Here is a 22854-nt window from a genome sequence, read left to right on the forward strand (position 1 = left end):
ACCGGTGCTGCTCGGCGTGCGCCATCACGGGCCGGGGTCGGCGCGGGCGGTCCGGGCGGCGTTGCAGGCGTGCCGGCCGGAGGTGGTGCTGATCGAGGGGCCGCCCGAGGCCGACGTCCTGATCCCGCTGGCCGGGCGCGAGGAGATGCGGCCACCGGTCGCGCTGCTCGCCCACGCCGTGGACGAGCCGGGCCGCTCGGCCTTCTGGCCGCTGGCGGAGTTCTCCCCGGAGTGGGTCGCCCTGCGCTGGGCCCTGGACCACGGCGTCCCGGCCCGCTTCATCGACCTGCCCGCCACCCACACGCTGGCCTGGCGGGCGCCCGGGGAGGAACCCCCGGAGCAGGAGGAGACGGGGGAGAAGGGGAAGTCGGGGGAGCCGAGGGAGCAGGGGGAGCCTAGGGAACAGGGGGAGCCGAGGGAACAGGGGGAGCCGAGGGAACAGGGGGAGCAGGGCGCACCGGGTGACCTGGGGACCCCTGCGGACCCGGGTGCGGGTCGGCCGGCGGGTCTTCCCGACGTGCGGACCGATCCGCTCGCCGTGCTCGCGGCGGCGGCCGGGTACGACGACCCCGAGCGCTGGTGGGAGGACGTCGTCGAGCACCGGGGTGCCGGGGAGGACCCGCTCGCCCCGTTCGCCGCGCTGGAGGAGGCGATGGGGGCGCTGCGCGAGGACACCGACGAGGGCTCCGGGCGCGACCGGGACCTGGTGCGGGAGGCGTACATGCGGCTCCGGCTCCGGGCCGCGCGGCGCGAGTTCGGCTCCGGTGTGGCCGTGGTGTGCGGGGCCTGGCACGTTCCCGCCCTGCGCCGCGGGGCCGCGGTCGCCGCCGACCGGGCGCTGCTGAAGGGACTGCCCAAGGTCAAGGCGGACCTGACCTGGGTGCCGTGGACCCATCGCAGGCTCGCCCGGAGCAGCGGATACGGCGCGGGCATCGACTCGCCGGGCTGGTACGGCCATCTCTTCGGCGTACCGGACCGGCCGGTCGAGCGGTGGCTGACCAAGGTGGCGGGTCTGCTGCGGGAGGAGGACCGGATCGTCTCCCCGGCACACGTCATCGAGGCGGTACGGCTGGCCGAGACGCTCGCCGCGATGCGCGGACGGCCACTGCCGGGCCTGAGCGAGACGACCGACGCCGTGCGCGCGGTGATGTGTGAGGGGTCGGACGTACCGCTGGGGCTGGTGCACGACCGGCTGGTCGTCGGGGACGTGCTGGGGGAGGTGCCCGAGGAGGCACCCGCGGTGCCGTTGCAGCGGGACCTGGCGCGGATCCAGCGCCGGTTGCGGCTCAGGCCGGAGGCGCTCGAACGGGAGCTGGAACTCGACCTGCGCAAGGAGACCGACGCCGGGCGCGGCAGACTCCTGCACCGGCTGCGGCTGCTCGGCGTCGGCTGGGGCGAACCCGCCGCGTCGCGCGGCAGCACGGGCACGTTCCGGGAGACCTGGCGGTTGCGCTGGGAACCGGAACTCTTCGTACGGGTCGCCGAGGCCGGGGTGTGGGGCACCACCGTGCTGGGCGCCGCGACCGCCAAGGCCGAGGCGGACGCCGGCACCGCACGCTCGCTCGCCGACGTCACCGCGCTCGCGGAACGCTGCCTGCTGGCCGAACTGCCCGCCGCGCTGCCCGTGGTGATGCGCGTCCTGGCCGACCGGGCGGCGCTCGACACGGACGTCGGCCACCTCGCGCAGGCCCTGCCTGCCCTGGTCCGCTCGCTGCGCTACGGCGACGTACGCGGGACGGACACCGGCGCGCTCGCCGAGGTCGCGGCGGGCCTCGCCGAACGGGTCTTCGTCGGCCTGCCCCCGGCGTGTACCGCCCTGGACGCGGACGCGGCCGAGGAGATGCGGCGCCAGGTGGACGCGGTCCACGGCGCGGTGGGTCTGCTGGGCGACGACCCGGCCCCGGGCCACGGCGAACTGCGCCACCGCTGGCTCCGGGTGCTCCGGGTGCTCGCCGCGCGGGACACCGTGCCCGGTGTCCTCCGCGGCCGGGCCGTGCGGCTCCTGCTGGACGACGGGGACCTGCCACCGGAGGAGACCGCCCGGCTCATGGGGCTGGCGCTCTCCCCGGGGACGCCACCGGGGGACGCCGCCGCCTGGATCGAGGGCTTCGTCGGCGGCGGCGCCGGAGGCGGGATGCTCCTCGTCCACGACGAGCGGCTGCTCGGCCTGGTCGACGCCTGGCTGACCGGCGTACCGGCGGCGGCGTTCACTGACGTACTGCCGTTGCTGCGGCGCACGTTCTCGGCGTACGAACCGGGCGTGCGGCGCACCCTCGGCGAACTGGTCCGGCGCGGACCCGGCCCGCGGGGCGCCGCCGGGACCGCCACCGCGCTCGGCCTGCCCGGGTTCGCCGCCGAGCCGGACACCGCACGGGCCGACGCCGTGGTGCCGGTGGTGCGGCTGCTGCTCGGCCTGGACGGGGACGGGGACGGGGACGGAGGCGGGGACAGGGACGGGGACGGGGGGACCCTTCGCGCCACGGGCGGCGACGGGGCCGGCGCGGACCGGCGCGAGCACGACGGGACCGACGACAGCGACCTCGTGGGGGTGCGGAGATGACGACCGAGCAGACCGACCGGGCGGCGGCGGAGCGACTGCGCAGATGGCGGCTGGTGCTCGGCGGCGACACCGCCGACGGCACCGGATGCGCGCTCGCCGGACGGGACGTGGGGATGGACGGGACACTCACCGCGCTCTACGGCAAGGGCGACCGGCCGCAGAAGGGACGGGACCGTTCGGCGGGCCTCGGGGCGTCGGCGCCCTCGGTCGCCCGCTGGCTGGGCGACATCCGGACGTACTTCCCGTCCTCCGTCGTCCAGGTGATGCAGCGGGACGCCATCGACCGGCTCGGGCTCTCCACACTTCTGCTGGAGCCTGAGATGCTGGCGGCGGTGGAGGCCGACGTGCACCTGGTCGGCACGCTGCTCTCCCTCAACAAGGCGATGCCCGAGACGACGAAGGAGACCGCCCGGGCCGTCGTGCGCAAGGTCGTCCAGGACCTGGAGAAGCGGCTCGCCACCCGCACCCGGGCCACCCTCACCGGCGCCCTGGACCGCAGCGCCCGCGTGCACCGGCCCCGCCACCACGACATCGACTGGAACCGCACCGTCGCGGCCAACCTCAAGCACTACCTGCCGGAGTACCGGACCGTCGTCCCGGAACGGCTGATCGGCTACGGGCGGGCGTCGCAGTCGATGCGGAAAGAGGTCGTCCTCTGCATCGACCAGTCCGGGTCGATGGCGGCCTCGGTGGTGTACGCGTCGGTGTTCGGGGCGGTGCTGGCCTCCATGCGGTCGATCAGCACCCGGCTCGTCGTCTTCGACACGGCCGTCACCGACCTCACCGACCAACTGGACGACCCGGTCGACGTGCTGTTCGGCACGCGGCTCGGTGGCGGCACGGACATCAACCGCGCGCTCGCCTACTGCCAGTCGCAGATCACCCGGCCCGCCGAGACGGTGGTCGTGCTGATCAGCGACCTCTACGAAGGGGGGATACGGAACGAGATGCTCAAGCGGGTGGCGGCGATGAAGGCGTCGGGGGTGCGGTTCGTGACCCTGCTGGCCCTCTCCGACGAGGGGGCGCCCGCCTACGACCGGGAGCACGCGGCGGCGCTCGCCGCGCTGGGCGCACCCGCCTTCGCCTGCACGCCGGACCTGTTCCCGGAGGTGATGGCGGCGGCGATCGAGAAACGGCCGCTGCCGATACCGGACACAGCTTGACTTCCTGTCACGCCTCGCCAAAAGGGACATGGGTACTCATGAGTAACGAGGGTCTTGCGCAACCCACGCATGTCCGTGCGAATATCGACGCTGGTCGGCGGTGCGGTGCGCTCCGCTCGGCCTGGACGCGCCCTCCTTCCACCGCACGTCTCACCGCACGTCTCACCGCACGTTCCACCGCACGGGAAGAACCTCCTCCTTGACCTGGTCGGCCGCTCTGTCCGGTACCGCTCCGCGCCTGCCGCGCGCCGCGGTCGGGCGGCGTGCGCTGCTCGTCGTGCTGCTGACGGGCGGGCTGTTCCTGCTCGGGCTGCTCCTCGGCGGGCACGCGCAGGCGGCCGAGACCGGGACGGTGGCGTCAGGGGCGGTTTCCGGTTCGACGGCTGCGGCGACGACGTCGGGCGCAGACGACCAGGCCGACCCCGACCCCGATCCCGCCCCGCCCCTCGGTGACGAGGCCATCAGTGACGCGCCCCTCGGTGACCTGGTGGACACGGTGGTCCAGGGTCTCGCCTCGGTGCGGGAGACCCTCCAGCCCTTGCTCCCGACCGCCCCCTCCCTCCCGGCGCTCCCGGCGCTCCCGACCCTTCCGTCCCACCCCGCGCTCCCCACCCTTCCGTCCCACCCCGCGCTCCCCACCCTTCCGTCCCTCCCCCCACTCCCGACCGCTCCCGCGCTCCCCGCCGAGCCCGTGCTGCCGGACCCGGTCACCCTGCCCGCGCTGCCGGACCCGTCGACCCTCCCGGCGCTCCCGGACGTGTCGACCCTGCCCGCGCTGTCCGACCTCGGCCCCGTGCGGCCGCCGGCGCCGACGGCCCCCGGCTCCGCCGCCCCGCCCGCGTCTTCCCGGACGCCGGCCGCCGAGGGCGCCCCTTCCCCGGACCTCACCGGCAGCCACCACACCTCCGTACCGCCGCGGAGCGCGACGTACGGGCCGCTGCTTCCCGGCGGTGGCGGTACGCCCTCCCCGGCCGAGGTTCGCGACGGCGTTCACCCCGCACCCCCGGTCGCCGAGGGCCACGCCCCCGCCCTCGCCTCCGCCCCCGGCCACCGGACGCCCGCCGGTGACCCCGACGGCGCGCTGGGCAACCGGTCCGCCGCCGACCACGGCACCCCCCGGCCCGGTGACGCGTCCGCCGTCACCCCGTACCACCGGCCGCCGCTGCTCCTGGCGCCCGGAGCCGTCGCGCGCGCCGAGGTGACCGAGACCCGCGACCGGTATCGGGACATCCTCGTCTCTCCCGCCTGACCAGGCGTCTCCTCCCCGGCAGACGTCCCGCGCCGGCCGCCCCTCGGGGCCGCCCGCGCCGTCTGCAGGCCCCCCCCGCCCGTTCCCGCCCGGCAGCCACCCGCGTACCAGCGCACCGCCTCGCACACCCCGCGCACCCCGCGCACCCCGCGCACCCCGCGCACCCGCGAGCGCCGTGGATAGCCGTGCCGGACGGGCAGCCGACCCCGCGGAGCCTCAAGGCGCCGGACAGCCGAAATCCGTCGGTCCCGTCCGGTCGACCGAGAGCCCCGCGGTCCGGGGCCGGTTCCGTCCCCGTTGGGGTGGGGACGAGCCGCCCCACGGGCCTCACCGGGCCAACCCCAGCCCGGTGGGGCCCTCCACGCCGGCCCGCGACCCCCTCACCTGCGGCACCCGGTGCCAGAGAGGGCGGCATCATGTGACAGGTATCACCGCTCAGGTGTGAGATGCGATTTAGAGACGCCAGGCCAGCGGCGATAACCTGCGGGACGGACATGCCGCGCGCTCGGACACCGTGTGCGCCTCCCTTGTGACAGCGGACGTCACGTTGCCCTTCGCGGCACGCCCACGCACCCAACGACCGCGAGATCACTGATAGGGACGGAAGCGCGTGGACCTGTTCGAGTACCAGGCGAGGGACCTCTTCGCCAAGCACGATGTACCGGTGCTGGCCGGTGAAGTCATCGACACGCCTGAGGCGGCCCGCGCAGCCACCGAGCGTCTGGGCGGCAAGTCCGTCGTCAAGGCGCAGGTGAAGGTCGGTGGCCGCGGCAAGGCCGGTGGCGTCAAGCTCGCCGCCACCCCGGACGAGGCCGTCGCGCGCGCGACGGACATCCTCGGCATGGACATCAAGGGCCACACGGTCCACAAGGTGATGATCGCCGAGACCGCTCCGGAGATCGTCGAGGAGTACTACGTCTCCTTCCTCCTCGACCGTGCCAACCGCACGTTCCTCTCCATCGCCTCCGTCGAGGGCGGCATGGAGATCGAGGAGGTGGCGGCCACCCGTCCGGAGGCCGTCGCCAAGACCCCGATCGACGCGATCGACGGTGTGACGCCCGAGAAGGCGCGCGAGATCGTCGAGGCCGCGAAGTTCCCGGCCGACGTCGCCGACAAGATCGTCAACGTCCTGGTGACGCTGTGGGACACCTTCATCAAGGAGGACGCCCTCCTGGTCGAGGTCAACCCGCTGGCCAAGGTCGCCTCCGGCGAGGTCATCGCCCTGGACGGCAAGGTGTCGCTCGACGACAACGCCGAGTTCCGCCACCCCGACTTCGAGGAACTCCACGACAAGGCCGCGGCCAACCCGCTGGAGGCCGCCGCCAAGGAGAAGAACCTCAACTACGTCAAGCTCGACGGCGAGGTCGGCATCATCGGCAACGGCGCGGGTCTCGTGATGAGCACCCTGGACGTCGTCGCCTACGCCGGTGAGAAGCACGGCGACGTCAAGCCCGCCAACTTCCTGGACATCGGCGGCGGTGCCTCCGCCCAGGTCATGGCGAACGGCCTGGAGATCATCCTCGGCGACCCGGACGTCAAGTCCGTCTTCGTCAACGTCTTCGGCGGCATCACCGCCTGCGACGAGGTCGCCAACGGCATCGTCCAGGCGCTGAAGCTCCTGGAGGACCGCGGCGAGAAGGTCGAGAAGCCGCTCGTCGTCCGCCTCGACGGCAACAACGCCGAGCTGGGCCGCAAGATCCTCACCGACGCCGACCACCCGCTGGTCCAGCGCGTCGACACCATGGACGGCGCGGCCGACAAGGCAGCCGAGCTGGCCCACGCCGCCAAGTAAGCACTCAGGACGAGGACACCAACACACCATGGCTATCTGGCTCAACAAGGACAGCAAGGTCATCGTCCAGGGCATGACCGGCGCCACCGGCATGAAGCACACCAAGCTCATGCTCGGCGATGGCACCAGCGTCGTGGGCGGCGTGAACCCGCGCAAGGCGGGTCAGTCCGTGGACTTCGACGGCACCGAGGTACCGGTTTTCGGCACCGTCAAGGAGGCCATCGAGAAGACCGGCGCGAACGTCTCCGTCATCTTCGTACCGGAGAAGTTCACCAAGGACGCGGTCGTCGAGGCCATCGACGCCGAGATCCCGCTGGCCGTCGTGATCACCGAGGGCATCGCCGTGCACGACTCGGCGTCGTTCTGGTCGTACGCCGGCAAGAAGGGCAACAAGACCCGGATCATCGGCCCGAACTGTCCCGGCATCATCACCCCGGGCCAGTCCAACGTCGGCATCATCCCGGGCGACATCACCAAGCCGGGCCGCATCGGCCTGGTCTCGAAGTCCGGCACGCTGACGTACCAGATGATGTACGAGCTGCGGGACATCGGCTTCTCGACCGCCGTCGGCATCGGTGGCGACCCGATCATCGGCACCACGCACATCGACGCGCTCGCCGCGTTCGAGGCCGACCCCGAGACCGACCTGATCGTCATGATCGGCGAGATCGGTGGCGACGCCGAGGAGCGGGCCGCGGACTTCATCGCGAAGAACGTGACCAAGCCGGTCGTCGGTTACGTCGCGGGCTTCACCGCCCCCGAGGGCAAGACCATGGGCCACGCCGGCGCCATCGTCTCCGGTTCGTCCGGCACCGCCCAGGCGAAGAAGGAGGCCCTGGAGGCCGCCGGTGTCAAGGTCGGCAAGACGCCGACCGAGACGGCGAAGCTCGCCCGCGCCGTTCTCGGCGCCTAGGCACCACCCGGCCGCCTGGCCGCCGGGCACCACCCGGCCGCCTGGATCAGCGGCGGCCGCGGCAGCGTGTGACACAAGGGCCCGCCCCTTCGGGACGCGGGCCCTTGCGCATGCCCGAACCGGCGCGTCGCCGCCCGGGTCAGCGGCCCAGCGGCACCAGCCGCTCCGGCCCGTCCTGCAACTCCTCGCGGAGCTTGGCCCGCAGTTCCTGCTCCGCCTCCGACAAGGCACCCGGTGCCATCCGGGGCGGCACCCCGCGCACCGTCTCACCCGCGGGCACCGGCGGCTCGTACTTCGTCGGAGCCGTCCGCAGGGTCAGCGCCGTGCTCCCGATCAGGGCGACGGTGAACGCGATGGCCGCCCGCGTCCAGAACCGCGCCCGGCGCTCACTGCCGAGCCGTACGGCCGACGGCTGGGCGGCCCGCAGCCGTTCGGTGGACGCCAGTTCGGCCAGCCGGTGGTGGAGCGCCTCGGGATCGGCCAGCTCCGGCAGGTGCGCGGCCACCGCCTCGCGGGCGCCCATCAGCCGGTTCGCCGCCGCCGGCGTCGTCGCCTCCGTCTCCGCCGCGGTCTCGGGCAGCCCGAGACCGACACCGTCGTACAGCAGGAGGGTGCGGCGGTGCGACGGCGGAAGTCGGAGCAGTACGGCCATCAGGACGCGGTCGGCGGCATCGGCGGCGGGCGGTTCGGGGTGCCGGAAGCGCAGGCGGAACCGGTGCCAGGGGGAGACGGCGAACTCGTACGCCGCCGCCCGCACCCAGCTCGCCGGGTCACGGTCCCGGGCCACCTCGGGCCAGCGCTCCCAGGCGAGTTGGAAGGCCCGTTCCACCGACTCCCGCGCCAGCTCGCGCCGCCCGGTGAGCAGATAGGTCTGCCGTACGAGGGCGGGGGCGCAGAACGCGTACAGCGCGTCGAACGCCTGAGCGGGCGTCAGTGCGGCCGCGGTCCCCTCCGGGGTCTCCTCCGCGGTCCCCTCCGGGATCTCCGCCGCGGCTTCCTGCGGGATCTCCTGCGGGGCTCCCTTGGCCGCCTCCTGCGCCGCCTCCTGCGCCGTCTCCTTCACGGTGCCGACAGCCGGAGAAACGGCTCCTCCGGGCTTCGCGACCACCACCGCCCGCCGGGAACCCGGCTGCGCGGGCTGCGCGGGCTGCGCGGACTGTGCCGGCCGGGTCGTCCCCTGACCGGCCGTCATCCCCTTCTCCCGCGCCACCGCGTTCAGCAGCTTCGCGTACGCCTCCCGTTCGCGGCCGGCCGGCGTCGAGCGCCCGGTCTCCCACCCACGTACCGTCTCGCGGGAGACGCCCACCCGCGCGCCGAGCTGAGCCTGCGTCAACGAGGCCGCTTCGCGCAGGCGTCGGCATGCCTTGGGAGGGGGAAGCGGGACCGCTGGGCTCTCCGTCACCAGACACCCTTCCGTGCGAAAAAGTACATAAACATATATTGAGCGACACAGCGGCGCTTCGCCTGTTACGACGGGAAGGCGCGTGTCGTTGGGAGCATGACCGGCGTGATCGACACGAGCGCACGCCGACCGCTGTTGTCCCTGCTGCACGCCCGCTGGCGTGATCGCTCTCCCGGGCTCGCCGCCGGTCTGACGGGCGGCGCCGTCGCCGCCGGGCTGGGGCTCGCCTCGGTCGCGGTGCTGGTGATGGTGGCGTGGATCTGCTCGCCGTACCCCGACAGCGGCCCCGGCGGCGCGCTGCACACGGCCACGTCCCTGTGGCTCTTCGCGCACGGCGTCGAACTGGTCCGCCTCGACACCCTCTCCGGCCGCCCCGCGCCGGTGGGGTTCGCCCCGCTGCTGCTCCTCGTCCTGCCGGTGTGGCTGCTGCACCGGGCCGCCCGGGACGCCACCGACACCGGGGACGGGGCGGGCGTGGTGGTGGGCCCGGGGCTGGGCATCCTCGACGGCGCGGGGGCGCGCGGGGTGCCCGGGGCGGGCGGCGGCCGGGACGACGGGCCGCCGCCCGTCTCCGCGCGCATCGCCTGGGCGGGCGTCGTCCTCGGCTATCTCGGCGTCGCCGCCCCCGTCGTGCTCTACGCGGCCGGCGGGGGGTTCCCGCCCTCGTGGGCGGGGGTGGTGGTGTGGTTGCCGCTGGTCACCATGGCGGCGGCGGGTGCGGGGGTGTGGACGGCGTTCGGCCGTCCGGGGGGACCGGTGGGCCGGGCGCTGCGGGTACTGCCGCGCACCCTGCGGGAGCTGATCGTGGAGCCGGACGCCCGGGCCGGCGCCTCGGCGCGGGCGGCGGGCGCGGGCGCCGCGGTGATCGTCGGCGGCGGGGCGCTGCTGCTCGCGGTGTCGCTGGTCTGGCACGGCGGGCCGGTACGGGCGTCCTTCTCGCGGCTGGCGGAGGGCTGGTCGGGACAGTTCGCCGTGCTGCTGCTCTGTCTGGCGCTGGTGCCGAACGCGGCGGTCTGGGCGTCGGCGTACTCCCTGGGCCCCGGCTTCGCCCTCGGCACCGGGCACGTCGTCGCTCCGCTCGTCTCCGCCCCCGCCCCCTCGCTGCCGCCGTTCCCGCTGCTGGCGGCGGTGCCGGACGCGGGCCCGGGGACGCCGCTGCACTGGGTGGCGGCCGGGGTGGTACCGCTGGCGGCCGGTCTGACGATCGGATGGTTCACGGCCCACTCCGCCACGTCCCCGGGCTGGATCCCACCGGAAACCCTGACCGCGGGCCCGGTGCGGGCGCCCGCCGCCGGGGGCCGGCGGGGTGTGCCGGACCCCGCGGACTCCGCGGGCTGGTGGACCGGCGGGGGCACGGCGACCGCCGCGGACCGGCGTGGCACCGGTGACCCCGCGAGCACCGCGGGCCGGCGCGGCATGACGTCCCCGGGGGCCACCCCCGGCCGGTCCACCGTGGTCGCGCGGGTCGCGGGGTCGCTCCGGCCAGGGCGGCCGGACGCCGGTCCGGCGTGGGGCGGGGGGTGGGACCGGGTGCGGGGCAGGGCCCGGGGCGGTGTGAACGCGGGGGGACGCACCGGCGGCGACGAAGGCGGTGCGACGGGTGCGGCGAACCCCTGGGCGAGCGGCCGTACCGCCCACGCCGCCCTCGTCGCCGCCGCGCTCTGTGGCGTCCTGGTCGCCCTGCTCACCGCCCTGGCCGGCGGCCCGCTCGGTGAGGGCGTGCTCGCCGCGTTCGGACCGGTGTGGTGGCAGACGGGGGGCGCCACACTGGTGTGCACGGCGCTCGTGGCCGTGCCGACCGCCCTGACCGTACGGGCCTGGCGGTGCCGGGGGCGGCGAGCCGGACGGAACCACACCGCTGCGGGCGCCGAGCCGACCCGCCGGGGCGGACCGCGGGCACCGGAGAAGTCCAGGCCCTACGACCTGCTGCCCACCGACTCTCCCACCGACTCTCCCACCGACTCTCCCGCCGATCGCGCAGCCGACTCCCCGGTCGGCTCCCCGGTCGACCACGCCGCCGAACCGCCCCTTCCGCTCCGGCCGCCCGGGCCGGAATCCCCACCGGCGCGCTGACGCGGCACCGGCGAGCGGGACGGACGGCGCGGACGGGCCGGTGTCAGTTCTCCGTCCCCAGCACGCCGCGCAGCTCATCCGGCAGATGCCGGTCGCAGGTCTGCGAGGCCTCGCGGGTCAGCGCGTCGCTCCGGCAGGTGTAGTAGTCGCTGTAGACGAGCTGCGCGGCGAAGGTTGCGGCGACCAGCAGCAGGCCCAGCGAAGCCGTGACCAGCCCGCTCACCGCGGCGGTGGTCTGCGGACGGCCGGTCTGCGGCAAACCGCCGGTCCGCTCCGGTGCCCTCGTTCCCGTCGCTCCCGTCGCTCCTGTCGCTCCTGTCACTCCCGTCGCTGCCGCCGGGCCGTCCGGATCGGCGGCGCGCGGCTTGGCGCGCAGCGCGCTGATGCCCCAGTACAGGGCGAGCGCACCCAGCAGCAGCGCCACGTACGGCCAACTGAACAGGGCGAAGAACAGCGTCCACATGCCGCTCAGCAGGGCGTAACGGGCGCGCCGCTGGACCGGGTCGGCCGGGTCCCAGCGCGGTCCGGAACCGCCGGCCGGGCCCCCGGGGCCGGGGCCGGCACCGTGGCCGGAACCGCCGGAACGCTCACCGAAGCCGCTGGCGGAACGCCCCGGCTGGCGGTCGCTCCACTGGCCGCCCCACGGCGTGCGGCCGCCCTCGCGGGAACCGTCGCCGTCCGTCGGGTGCCGCGGCCGCCAAGGCTGGTCCGGGGTGCCCTCGGGCGGCGGGGCGAAGGGGTTGTCGTCCTGCTGCGCGCCGCCCCGGCCCTCGCCGTCCCCCTGGCCGGAAGGGGCGTCGGGCGGCGAGGACGGGCGCTCCCGCAGCAGCACGGCGGCGCTGCGCCCCCCTCCCGGCGCCGACTGCTGGGGGAGCGTGAGCAGTCGCAGGCTGCGGTCCGGCATCAAGTGAGCGTCTTCCCCTTGGCTGTGGTGGCGGAGGTCTTCGGACGATCGAACTGGTACGCCTGGTGAACGCGCGGTGCGCGGACAGCGTTCCCGGCCCGCCTCCGTCCAGACGCTACCTTCCGGCCACGCCCCCGTCCCGAGGGGGCCGTCCGGAGTGCCGGTATCGTTGCCGGCGGTCGGCCGCTTCGTAGACTTCCCCGTATCCGGGGGCGTGAAGCATTCGTACGACCGCACAAACGTGCCGGTGCGAACCGGCCGTACGCACCCGCTTCCCCGAGAAAGGGCCCCGCCGTGGCCGCCAAGCCCGTGGCCAAGCGCCTCGTCGTGCTGGTCTCCGGATCCGGCACCAACCTCCAGGCGCTCCTCGACGAGATCGCCGCCGTCGGCGTCGAGGCGTACGGAGCCGAGATCGTGGCCGTCGGCGCCGACCGTGACGGCATCGAGGGTCTCGCCCGTGCCGAGCGCGCCGGGCTGCCGACCTTCGTACGAAAGGTCAGGGACCACGGGACCCGGCAGGAGTGGGACGCGGCGCTCACCGAGGCCGTCGCCGCCCATGAGCCGGACCTCGTGGTCTCGGCCGGGTTCATGAAGATCGTGGGGAAGGAGTTCCTCGCGCGGTTCGGCGGGCGGCTGGTCAACACCCACCCCGCCCTCCTCCCCGCCTTCCCGGGGGCGCATGGCGTACGGGACGCGCTCGCGTACGGCGCCAGGGTCACCGGCTGCACCGTCCACTTCGTCGACGACGGCGTCGACACCGGGCCGATCATCGCGCAGGGCGTGGTGGAGATCCGGGACGAGGACGACGAGAGCGCTCTGCACGAGCGCATCAAGGAAGTCGAGCGAAGGCTGCTCGTCGATGTCGTGGGGCGGCTCGCCCGCAACGGCTATGCGATCGAGGGACGAAAGGTAGTTATCCAGTGACCGCCGAGAGCAACAAGCGGGTCATCCGCCGCGCACTGGTCAGCGTCTACGACAAGACCGGGCTCGAAGAGCTGGCCCGCGGCCTGCACCAGGCCGGCGTGGAGCTGGTCTCCACCGGTTCCACCGCCGCCCGCATCTCCGGCGCCGGGGTCCCGGTCACCAAGGTCGAGGAGCTGACCGGCTTCCCCGAGTGCCTGGACGGCCGGGTCAAGACCCTGCACCCGAAGGTGCACGCCGGCATCCTCGCCGACCTGCGTCTGGACAGCCACCGGCAGCAGCTCGGCGAGCTGGGCGTGGAACCGTTCGACCTGGTCGTGGTCAACCTCTACCCGTTCCGCGAGACCGTCGCCTCGGGCGCCACCCCCGACGAGTGCGTCGAGCAGATCGACATCGGCGGTCCCTCCATGGTCCGCGCCGCCGCGAAGAACCACCCCTCGGTGGCCGTGGTCACCAGCCCGGCCCGGTACGCGGACGTGCTGTCCGCGGTCAGGGACGGGGGCTTCGACCTCGTCGCCCGCAAGCGCCTGGCCGCCGAGGCGTTCCGGCACACCGCCGCCTACGACGTGGCCGTCGCCTCCTGGTTCGCCTCCGAGTACGCCCCCGTCGACGAGTCCGGCTTCCCCGGCTTCCTGGGCGCCACCTACGACCGCTCCCACACCCTGCGCTACGGCGAGAACCCGCACCAGCCCGCCGCCCTGTACACCTCGCACGCCGGTGGCCTCGCCGAGGCCGAGCAGCTCCACGGCAAGGAGATGTCGTACAACAACTACACGGACACGGACGCCGCCCGCCGTGCCGCGTACGACCACGCCGAGCCGTGCGTGGCGATCATCAAGCACGCCAACCCGTGCGGCATCGCGGTCGGCGCGGACGTCGCCGAGGCGCACCGCAAGGCGCACGCCTGCGACCCGCTCTCCGCGTTCGGCGGCGTGATCGCCGTGAACCGGCCGGTCAGCAAGGCGATGGCCGAGCAGGTCGCGGAGATCTTCACCGAGGTCATCGTCGCGCCGGACTACGAGGACGGCGCCCTCGAAGTCCTCACCAAGAAGAAGAACATCCGCGTGCTGCGGGCCGCCGCGGCGCCGACCGCCCCGGTCGAGGTCAAGCCGATCGACGGCGGCGCCCTCCTCCAGGTCACCGACCGCCTCCAGGCCGAGGGCGACGACCCGGCCACCTGGACCCTCGCCACCGGCGACGCCCTGACCGGGGCGGAACTGGCCGACCTGGCCTTCGCCTGGAAGGCGTGCCGGGCCGTGAAGTCCAACGCGATCCTGCTCGCCAAGGACGGCGCCTCGGTCGGCGTCGGCATGGGCCAGGTCAACCGGGTCGACTCCGCGAAGCTCGCCGTGGAACGCGCGGGCGCCGAACGCGCCCAGGGGGCGTACGCCGCCTCCGACGCGTTCTTCCCGTTCCCGGACGGCCTGGAGATCCTCACCGGCGCCGGTGTCCGGGCCGTGGTCCAGCCCGGCGGTTCGGTCCGTGACGAACTCGTCGTCGAAGCCGCGAAGAAGGCCGGCGTCACGATGTACTTCACGGGGACGCGGCACTTCTTCCACTGAGCACGGCGGTGCGGGGGCGGGCGGGGCCGGCGAGGTTGCGCGCGTCCGCGACGTTGCTGAAGACGGAGCGCACCGGATGCCGGGCGGTCCAGGCGCACGTCCTCGTCCCGGCCCGCCGGTCCGGGTCGCGCCGCGGCCAACTGCACATGTGTCCGTGCCCGTCGTGTTCGCTGAACAGGCAGACGCTGTCCGCCGGGCAGCGGTGGTACCCCTGGGCGGAGGCGTCCTGGACAGGGGCGTCCCGGGCAGGGGCGTCCCGGGCGGAGGCGTCCGGCCCGCCGGGCACGGTCCGGGTCGCCGCCCGCCCGTCGCCCGCCGGCCCCGCCCGGTCGGCGAGGTACGGGGCGGCCCCCATGCCCACCGCGCCCAGGAGGACCGCCGCGAAGGCGCCGGTCAGGACGGCACGCGACCCGGGCCGACGGGGCGAGCGCCCACCCCCGCCCCGGCCCCCGGCCCCGTAGCCGCTCCCGCCCCCGGCCCCGTAGCCGCTCCCCTTCCCGCCCCCGCCCCCGCTTCCGTCCCCGACCGCCTCCGCCGTCCGGCGCGTCAGCGCCTGCGTGCCGGCCCGGTCGGTGTGCGCGGGGGCCAGGCAGTCCCGCACGATGCCCCGCCAGGCGTCGGGGAGCGCGGGCGACAGCCGCAGCTCCGCCGCCCCGCGCGCGTACCGTACGGCCGCGTCGCAGCGGGCCTCCTCCGTCTCGCCCGGCAGCGGGAAGGTGCCGGTCAGCAGGACGTGGGCGAGGACGCCGAAGGCCCAGACGTCGGCGGCCGGCCGGGTCCGCGCGCCCCGCTCGTCGACCTCCGGCCAGAGCAGCTCCGGAGGGGTGTAGTCCGGCGTGGCGAAGGTGGACGTACAGGCGTGGGCGCCCTCCATCTCGGCGGCTCCGCCGAAGTCGGCCAGCCGTACCGAGCCGTCGGACATCAGCAGCACGTTGGCCGGCTTCAGGTCGCCGTGCACCCAGCCCGCCCGGTGGAGCTGGGCCAGCCCCTCGCAGATCTGCGCGAGCGCGGCGCTGGCGGCGGGCCCCGCGGGCGCCACGGCGTCCAGGGACCCCTCGGCCCGTTCCAGTACGAGGACGGTGGCGCCGTCCAGCTCCGGGACCTCAGGGGCGTCGACGGTCAGGGTCTCGTACATCCGGATCAGCCGCGGCGAGCGCAGCCGACCCAGCAGCTCGATCTCCCGGCAGGCCAGTTCGCGCGCCCGGTGCGGGGAACGGGCGCCGGTGGGCAGGAACTTCAGCGCGGCCCGGCGGGGGAGTCCGGCCGGACCGGATCCGACCAGCCGGCCCGCGTAGACGGTGGCGGACGCGCCCGAGGCGAGCGGGTCGCCGACCTCCCAGCGGCCGACCCGATAGCCCTTCGGAACGCTCAGAAGCACGTCGTCGCGCATGTCCTGTCCCCCCTCGCACGGTCCCCCCTCGCACGGTCCCCCCTCGCACGGTCCCCCCTCGCACGGTCCCCCTTCGCACGGTCTTCCTCCGCACGGTCTTCGCGCGGTGCGGAAACACCGTCCGGAGCGCTCGGGCCGCGGGCCCCTTCGCCGCTCAGCACGGCGAGGTCGTCCTCGCGCACCAGGTCGAAGCGGAGGGCCAGCGAGACCAGGGTCTCCTTCCGGCCGTGGACGCGCCGGCCGGGCTCGGCGCCACCGGGGCCGGGTCGCAGCCCGAGTTTCAGGGCGAGGTAGTCGACGTTCCAGTAGACGGCGGAGCGGTTGACCGCGGGCCACACCGGGCGCAGCCGCTCCACCAGCTCCTCCACCGCCGGCGGCGGGGCGTGCGGCTCGCCGCGCAGGCGCGGTTCGCACAGGGCGGTCAGGACCAGGAAGTACCGCTTGCCCCGGTCGAGGGTGAAGGCGGGCGCGGTCAGGGCTCCGGAGAGTCCGTGCCGGGCGACGCCGCGGAAGGTGTGGCGCGGTGCCCACACGTCGAAGGTGAGCAGGTCGCGCGAGGCCGGCAGGACCACGCGGGCGAACTCGAACGGCACCGGCGCGTCCACCCGGCCGGGCGCGACCTTGAGGTGCTCACCGGCGCCCTCCGGGTTCTCCACCACGTAGGTCTGGTCCTGGCTGAGGTTGGTCAGCAGCCAGAAGTTCCGGTGCGCGGTGACCTCCCCGGCGATCCGGGGCACCCCCTCGTGCGCGATCGTCAGGCCGCCGTCCGTCTCCTCGCGGCCGAACGGGAGCCGCTCACCCGAGCTGATCCTGATCTGACCCGCCGGCCCGGCACAGGCCGGCGGCACGACGATGACGCTGTACATGGACTCGTCCCCCTGTCCGATCCACGAGGACCGCCTCCTCCCGGGTCGGCGGATTCAGCGGGTTCGCGGGCGCGGGCATGGCCCCCGGCCGTCCCCGGGGCCGGGGGCCATGCGGCCTGCGGGCGGATCAGCAGGGGCGCACGGACCAGATCGGGTCCCAGGTGGCCGTGCCGGCCTGGTAGGCCCTCGACGTCCAGCGGACGCTGCCGTCCTTGTTGTTGAACTTGGCGACCGTGCCCGAGGTCTGGTTGTTGGTGAACGGGCCGTTGCCGGACCAGTTGGTCACGTTCCACGTCTGGCACTTGTAGAAGTCGAACTTGGTGCCGTTGACGATCATGCACAGGTGGCCGTAGGCGCAGGCGAGGTCCTGGGCCGCCTTGGTCCTGGGCGCGTCGGTGACGGTCAGGCCCTCGTAGCGGACGGCGTCGGCGGACACGCTCAGGGGCTGGTGACGGTCGGCGAGCACCTTGTCGGCGGCCTGCCGCAGAGAGGCGGCCCGGAGGCCGGCCGGGTCGGCGGCGGTGGCCGCGACCGTGGTGCCGGCGATCAGAGCGGCGGCGCCGGCGACGAGCGTTACTGCGGACTTGAGGATGTTCACTGGTGTTCCCCCATGAACGTCGGTGGTCGTTCCGCCGAAGCGGTGTGCTCTCACCGTGCCCGGGACGGCCGCCGCGGGGTACCTCGCAACTCTCAGGGTCACTCGCGTCCCGGCGGGGTGTACTCCTTGAGGTAGTGACCGACGCGGGCGGCGTAGGCACGTTGCTTCGGGGGAACTCCGCCCGCGTCGTTCACCTTCCGGTACGAGGTCCGGTAGGCGGCGGCGATCAGCGTCCGCCGGTCGCCCGGCAGGGCGGTGTCCAGGCGGGGCGCGATCCAGCACAGGTAACGGCCCATCGCCGGCACGGACTCCGCGGGCGGGAACGGGGGTTCGGGGACGGTCTCGCCGGGGGAGCCGTCCTCGTTCATCCACCAGCGAAGCACGGACGGGGTCCAGCGGGCGATGCCGTACTCGTCCGTCGCGGGATCGGCGAGCAGCGGATCGAAGTCGCTCTCCACCTTCAGTATCGCCGCGATCAGGACCGCGGAGACCTCCTTGCGGCCGCAGTCGCGTGCCGTCTCGACGATCAGCAGGCGGTAGGCGGGCGGCACGCCCCGGTCGGTGCGCAGTTCCTCGGCGCCGTAGGAGGCCGCGGCGACGTTCACGGCGCCGCCGGCGCTCGCACCGCCGGCCCCCCGCCCGGCCCCGGCACCGGTCAGCACGCTGACGCCGTAGCCGAGCGCGACGACCGCGGCCGCGCCGGCGACCGCCGTCCGCCAGCCACGGGTACGGGCACGGCTGCGGACGCGGGCGCGGCGCGGCGGGAACCGGCCCGCCCCGCCGGAGACGGCGGCCACCCGCCGCGCCAGCGCGGGCGTGCCGACCCGCTCGCGGTGCGTACGGGCCAGGCAGGCGCGCACGATCTCCCGCCAGGGTTCCGGCAGTCCGGGCGACAGGCGCAGCTCCTCGTCGCCCCGGGCGTAGGCGACCGCCGCGTCCCGGCGGGCCGTCGGGCTGCCGCCGGGCAGCGGGAACGTCCCCGTGAGGACCAGGTGGGCGAGGATGCCGAACGCCCACACGTCGGTGGAGGGGCGGATGCGGTGGCCGCGCTCCCCGATCTCCGACCAGAGCAGCTCGGGCGGGGTGTAGTCGGGGGTGGAGAAGGCCGGGGTGTAGGCGTGGGTGCCCTCCAGTTCGGCGGCCATGTTGAAGTCGGCCAGCCGGGCCGAGCCGTCCTTCATCAGCAGCACGTTGGCCGGTTTCAGGTCTCCGTGCACCCAGCCCGCCCCGTGCAACTGGGCCAGACCCTCGCAGATCTGCGCCAGCAGCGCGGGCCCGGCGGCCGGCCGGGGCGGCCCGGCGAGCAGCGCGGCCAGCGAACGCTCCGCCCGCTCCAGGACGAGGACGGTGGCGCCGTCGAGGGCGGGCCGGGCGGGGTCGTCGACGGTGAGGGTGTCGTATATCCGGATCAGCCGGGGCTGCCTGAGGCGGCGCAGCAGCTCGACCTCGCGGTCGATCAGCTCGCGCAGGTGGGCGAGGCGGCGCGGGGTCGCGGTGCCGGTCGGCAGGAACTTCAGCGCCGCCGTCCTCGGCAGTCCCTCGGCCGCCCCGCCGCCGGCCGGCCGGTGCCGTCCCTCGTACACGCTGCCGAACGCCCCCGTCGCGATCGGCTCCCGCACCTCCCAGTCGCCCACCCGGTACCCCTTCGGGACCGGCACGGCGTACACCTCGGTCACCGCGCGGCCCGCCCGGACGCGGGTGCCGCCGGTCTCGCCAGGACGACCAGGTCGTCCTCCCGGACCAGGTCGAAGCGGAGCGCCAGGGAGACCAGCGTCTCCTTCTTGCCGTTCAGGCGCGGGCCGGGCTCCGCGGTCTCCGGGCCCGGCTTCAGCCGCAGTTTCACCGCGAGGTAGTCGATGTTCCACTGCACCGAGGTGCGGGAGGCGGCCGGCCAGGCCGGGCGGAGCCGCTCCACGACCTGCTCGACGGTGGGCAGCGCGGCGTGCGGCGTACCGCGCAGGCGTGGCTCGCACAGGGCGGCCAGGACGGCGAAGTAGCGCTTGGTGCGGTCCACGGAGAAGGCCGGGGCGGTCACCTCGCCCTCGGCGGCGCCGTCCTCGTCGCGCAGATAGTCGTGGCGCGGCGCCCACACCTCCAGCGGCAGCAGGTCACCGGCCGCGGGCAGCACGATCCGCGAGAACTCGAACGGCACGGGTGCGTCCAGCCGGCCCGGCGCCACCTTGATGTGCTCGCCGGCCCCCTCCGGGTTCTCCACCACGTACGTCTGGTGGGCCGAGAGGTTGCTGAGCGTCCAGAAGGTGCCCCGCGCGATGATCTCACCGGCTCTCCGGGAGACCCCCTCGTGCGCGATCGGCAGGCCGCCCGGGGGCGCGGCCCGCCCGAAGACGAGCCGTTCGCCGGGCGCGAGCCGGAGCTGCGTACGGTCGCTGCCGGTGTCGTCGCGTCCGCGCTCCGTGGTCGGCGGAGGTACCACGATGATGCTGTACAAGGTGCGTCTCCCCGTGCCTGACGGCTACCTACCTCAGAGTAGGGCGACGCGTCAGGGCCGTGTCCCCCTCGTTCGGGTGAGACACGGCCCTGAGACGTGACGACCGGGAGCGCGCGGTGGCGCGGAGCGGATCAGTACTGCGGCCGGTTGAACCAGTAGCTGCCGTTCTTGTTGGCGCAGAACACGATGATCAGGATGCCGAGGACCAGGCTGATCAGCGCGAAGACGTTGGCGGTGAGCAGGCTGAGCAGGGAGAACAGCACGACCAGCGAGGAGTAGATGATCGCGGAGACCCGCGCCCCGCCCCGGCCGGTGGCGATCTTGACGCCGGTGAGGATCGCCCAGACCGCGAACGCGAGGACGAGCACGCCCATGCCGATGATGACGCCCGTACCGACGCTGGTCGCGGTGTCCACGTCCTCGGCGGAGAGGGACGAGTCGGAGGAGATCGTGTCCTCGAAGCGGTCGGCGAACCAGGCGCTGGCCGCCATCAGCGCGATGCCGCCGAGCGCCTGGAGCGCGCCGAGCACGAACAGCATCACGCGCGCGGCCCGCACACTGCCGGGCATGACCGCGGGCGGGGCCGGGTAACCCCCGCCGCCGTAGCCCTGGACCGGCGGCGCCGAGGGGTAGCCGTAACCGGGCTGGCCGGCGGGCTGCTGCGGGTAGCCGTACCCGGGCTGTTGGCCCTGCGGATAGCCGTACCCGGGTGGCTGCTGGCCCTGCGGCGCGTCGTGTCCGGGCCGGCCCTGCGGGGCGTCATGTCCCGGCTGGCCCTGCGGGGGGCCGTAGGGGTTGTTCGGGTCGCCGAAACTCATGGCGGTCCTTCCTCCGTTTGCGATCACCTGCGGGGACGACGCGCGGCACGGCTCGGAGGAAGGTCTGCGATGCGGTTCGTCCCCCCCGGTACTGCCCCGCGGCACTGTGCCCGTCAATCGTTCGTGACCGGCCCTTTCCTTGTCCAGCCACCGGCTTCACCCGTTGTGCAAGTGCAACATCCGTGATCATGGGCGGATACGGCGGGACCCGTCCCGGCCTGCCCGGTTGCCTCCTGATCGCCTCCCGGCCGCCTCCTGATCGCCTCCGGGTCGCCTCGTGGCCGGTGACCGCACGGCGGACGGATTGGAACAGAAGGCCGGTCATCCGCGAGGATGGGGGCATGACCGCCCAGATTCTCGATGGCAAGGCCACCGCAGCCGCGATCAAGTCCGAACTGGCCGCCCGCGTGGCGGCGCTGAAGGAGAAGGGCATCACGCCCGGCCTCGGCACCGTCCTCGTCGGTGACGACCCCGGCAGCCAGAAGTACGTCGCCGGCAAGCACCGCGACTGCGCCCAGGTCGGCATCGCCTCCATCCAGCGCGAACTGCCGGCCACGGCGACGCAGGAGGAGATCGAGGCGGTCGTCCGCGAGCTGAACGAGGACCCGGCCTGCACCGGCTACCTGGTCCAGCTCCCGCTGCCCAAGGGCATCGACGAGAACCGCATCCTGGAGCTGATCGACCCCGACAAGGACGCCGACGGCCTGCACCCGATGAACCTCGGCCGCCTCGTCCTGGGCGAGCCGGCGCCGCTGCCCTGCACCCCCAACGGCATCCTCACCCTGCTGCGCCGCCACGGCGTCGAGATCAAGGGCGCGGAGGTCGTGGTCGTCGGCCGCGGTGTCACCATCGGCCGGCCGATGCCGCTGCTGCTCACCCGGCGCAGCGAGAACGCCACCGTGACCCAGTGCCACACCGGCACCCGTGACCTCGCCGCCCACCTCAGGCGGGCGGACATCATCGTCGCCGCGGCCGGCTTCCCGCACCTGGTCCGCCCCGAGGACGTCAAGCCGGGCGCGGCTGTCCTCGACGTCGGCGTCTCGCGCAACGCCGAGGGCAAGATCGTGGGCGACGTCCACCCGGGTGTCGCCGAGGTCGCCGGCTGGATCTCCCCGAACCCCGGCGGCGTCGGCCCCATGACCCGGGCCCAGCTTCTCGTGAACGTGGTCGAGGCGGCCGAGCGCAGTGCCGGCTGAGGGAAAGGCCACGCACGAGGCCGCGGGCCCCGCGGCCGACGGGCGTGAGGTGTCCGGGGGGACGGCCGCCGACGCGGCGAGGGATTTCGACGCGGCGGGGGACGCCGAGGGGACGGGCGACGTCGACGCGGTGAGGGATCTCGACGAGGCCGGGGACTTCGGTGAGGGCGCCGGCGCGCTCACCGTCCGGGACCCGGTCAGCGCCCCCGACGCCCAGGGCAGGCCGCGCCGCACCACGCGCCGCTTCCCGCTGTTCACCCGGGACACCGCCCGCCCCGAGGGCGGCGGCCGGGCCGCGCCCCGCGACGCCCCGGCACCCGCCCGGCAGTGGCCGGTGCTCGCCGTGGTCGGCGTGGTCGGGCTCGGGCTGCTGCTGACCGCGCTGGACCTGTTCCGGCTCGGGACGCTCGTCATCGGCCTCGCGCTGCTGGGCGGCGCCGCGCTGCGCTGGTTCGTGCCGGACGTCGGCATGCTCGCCGTACGGTCCCGCTTCACCGACATCGCCACCTACGGCGTGCTCGGCCTGGTCATCGTCCTGCTGGCGATGATGGTCCAGCCCGATCCGCTGCTGCAGATCCCGTTCCTGAAGGACACGCTGCACTTCACGGTGAGCAGCGAGTAGCCCGTACCCGTATCCCCCACGGACCGGATGCCGTGGACCGCGGCCCGTCCTCTCCCCCGTGGGAGGACGGGCCGCGGTCCGTGCTCCACCCTCCTGCACGCCGGACCGGCTGTTCAACGCCTGTCCGGGCGCTGTGGCACGGAAGTGACAGTTCCGCTACCGAGTACGTGAACTGGGTGGCCCGTGCGCCCGGCGTGACCGTACATGTGCGATGCGTATGACGAAGTGCCGACAAGTTCGCGGATAGCTCGTCAAGCCGCCCGACATCGGGTTGACTTGGTCAATCGGGACGGCTCGGGGCGTCTCGCGCAGTCGGCCCGCTGTTCGTTTGGGCGCACGGGAGCGCCGGTGGAAGACTCGGCGCAGAGCACCGCGC

17 protein-coding genes and 1 pseudogene are annotated in these 22854 nt (G+C 74.4%); 10 read left to right on the forward strand and 8 right to left on the reverse strand.

The annotated features are described in order from the left end of the window. Positions 1–4: 4 nt before the first annotated feature. From ABEB00_RS22705 to sucD, 5 genes are all read left to right on the forward strand, one after another. A complete protein-coding gene (locus ABEB00_RS22705) occupies positions 5–2560 on the forward strand; it encodes a DUF5682 family protein (protein ID WP_425586553.1) in 2556 nt (851 codons plus the stop codon). Next, entirely contained in the window at positions 2557–3723 is a 1167-nt protein-coding gene (locus tag ABEB00_RS22710) for a VWA domain-containing protein (RefSeq protein ID WP_345621886.1), read from the forward strand. The genes ABEB00_RS22705 and ABEB00_RS22710 overlap by 4 nt, the downstream gene beginning before the upstream one ends. A gap of 199 nt (positions 3724–3922) precedes the next feature. Further along, positions 3923–4972: a hypothetical protein gene (locus ABEB00_RS22715; protein ID WP_345621887.1), complete on the forward strand. Its 1050-nt coding sequence runs from the start codon at positions 3923–3925 to the stop codon at positions 4970–4972. Between the two features lie 610 nt (positions 4973–5582). Next, on the forward strand, positions 5583–6764 hold the full coding sequence (gene sucC, locus ABEB00_RS22720) for an ADP-forming succinate--CoA ligase subunit beta (RefSeq protein WP_345621888.1): 1182 nt from the start codon (positions 5583–5585) through the stop codon (positions 6762–6764). Positions 6765–6792: 28 nt separating this feature from the next. Then, a complete protein-coding gene (gene sucD / locus ABEB00_RS22725) occupies positions 6793–7677 on the forward strand; it encodes a succinate--CoA ligase subunit alpha (protein WP_345621890.1) in 885 nt (294 codons plus the stop codon). 139 nt (positions 7678–7816) lie between these two features. Here the strand turns inward: sucD and ABEB00_RS22730 are convergent, their stop codons facing one another. Then, a complete protein-coding gene (locus ABEB00_RS22730) occupies positions 7817–9079 on the reverse strand; it encodes a helix-turn-helix domain-containing protein (RefSeq protein ID WP_345621891.1) in 1263 nt (420 codons plus the stop codon). 96 nt (positions 9080–9175) lie between these two features. Between ABEB00_RS22730 and ABEB00_RS22735 the strand changes: the two genes are divergently transcribed. Further along, complete coding sequence (locus ABEB00_RS22735) at positions 9176–11152, forward strand: cell division protein PerM (protein WP_345621892.1); 1977 nt, start codon at positions 9176–9178, stop codon at positions 11150–11152. Between the two features lie 43 nt (positions 11153–11195). Here the strand turns inward: ABEB00_RS22735 and ABEB00_RS22740 are convergent, their stop codons facing one another. Next, positions 11196–12056, reverse strand: a complete 861-nt coding sequence (locus tag ABEB00_RS22740; protein WP_345621893.1) for a hypothetical protein — start codon at positions 12054–12056, stop codon at positions 11196–11198. A gap of 294 nt (positions 12057–12350) precedes the next feature. Here ABEB00_RS22740 and purN point away from each other — a divergent pair, with 294 nt between their 5' ends. Together purN and purH are read left to right on the forward strand one after the other, a co-directional pair. Then, positions 12351–12980 (forward strand): phosphoribosylglycinamide formyltransferase, encoded by a 630-nt coding sequence (purN, locus tag ABEB00_RS22745; protein ID WP_345621895.1) that lies wholly within the window; start codon positions 12351–12353, stop codon positions 12978–12980. Beyond that, complete coding sequence (gene purH / locus ABEB00_RS22750; protein ID WP_345621897.1) at positions 12977–14539, forward strand: bifunctional phosphoribosylaminoimidazolecarboxamide formyltransferase/IMP cyclohydrolase; 1563 nt, start codon at positions 12977–12979, stop codon at positions 14537–14539. Before purN ends, purH begins: the two co-directional genes overlap by 4 nt. Here the strand turns inward: purH and ABEB00_RS22755 are convergent. The 6 genes and pseudogenes from ABEB00_RS22755 to ABEB00_RS22780 form a co-directional block, all read right to left on the reverse strand. Continuing rightward, positions 14511–15929 carry a protein kinase domain-containing protein gene (locus tag ABEB00_RS22755; RefSeq protein WP_345621898.1) on the reverse strand — a complete coding sequence of 473 codons (1419 nt, stop codon included), beginning with the start codon at positions 15927–15929 and terminating at the stop codon, positions 14511–14513. The genes purH and ABEB00_RS22755 overlap by 29 nt on opposite strands. A 137-nt stretch (positions 15930–16066) precedes the next feature. Then, positions 16067–16795, reverse strand: a pseudogene (locus tag ABEB00_RS22760) (FHA domain-containing protein); the annotation flags it as partial. Positions 16796–16922: 127 nt separating this feature from the next. Continuing rightward, the gene (locus ABEB00_RS22765; RefSeq protein WP_345621900.1) at positions 16923–17393 is read right to left on the reverse strand and encodes a hypothetical protein; all 471 of its coding nucleotides are present in this window, start codon (positions 17391–17393) and stop codon (positions 16923–16925) included. Positions 17394–17491: 98 nt separating this feature from the next. Continuing rightward, positions 17492–19069, reverse strand: a complete 1578-nt coding sequence (locus ABEB00_RS22770; protein WP_345621901.1) for a protein kinase domain-containing protein — start codon at positions 19067–19069, stop codon at positions 17492–17494. Further along, entirely contained in the window at positions 19066–19842 is a 777-nt protein-coding gene (locus tag ABEB00_RS22775) for an FHA domain-containing protein (protein ID WP_345621903.1), read from the reverse strand. Before ABEB00_RS22775 ends, ABEB00_RS22770 begins: the two co-directional genes overlap by 4 nt. 131 nt (positions 19843–19973) lie before the next feature. After that, positions 19974–20660, reverse strand: coding sequence for a hypothetical protein (locus ABEB00_RS22780; RefSeq protein ID WP_345621905.1), 687 nt, complete (start codon positions 20658–20660; stop codon positions 19974–19976). A gap of 341 nt (positions 20661–21001) precedes the next feature. Here ABEB00_RS22780 and ABEB00_RS22785 point away from each other — a divergent pair, with 341 nt between their 5' ends. Continuing rightward, positions 21002–21856, forward strand: coding sequence for a bifunctional methylenetetrahydrofolate dehydrogenase/methenyltetrahydrofolate cyclohydrolase (locus ABEB00_RS22785; RefSeq protein ID WP_345621906.1), 855 nt, complete (start codon positions 21002–21004; stop codon positions 21854–21856). A gap of 130 nt (positions 21857–21986) precedes the next feature. Beyond that, positions 21987–22478 (forward strand): DUF3017 domain-containing protein, encoded by a 492-nt coding sequence (locus ABEB00_RS22790; protein ID WP_345621933.1) that lies wholly within the window; start codon positions 21987–21989, stop codon positions 22476–22478. The last annotated feature ends 376 nt before the right edge of the window (positions 22479–22854 follow it).

The organism is Streptomyces ziwulingensis, from assembly GCF_039542605.1.
In the GTDB taxonomy this organism is placed as follows: domain Bacteria; phylum Actinomycetota; class Actinomycetes; order Streptomycetales; family Streptomycetaceae; genus Streptomyces; species Streptomyces ziwulingensis.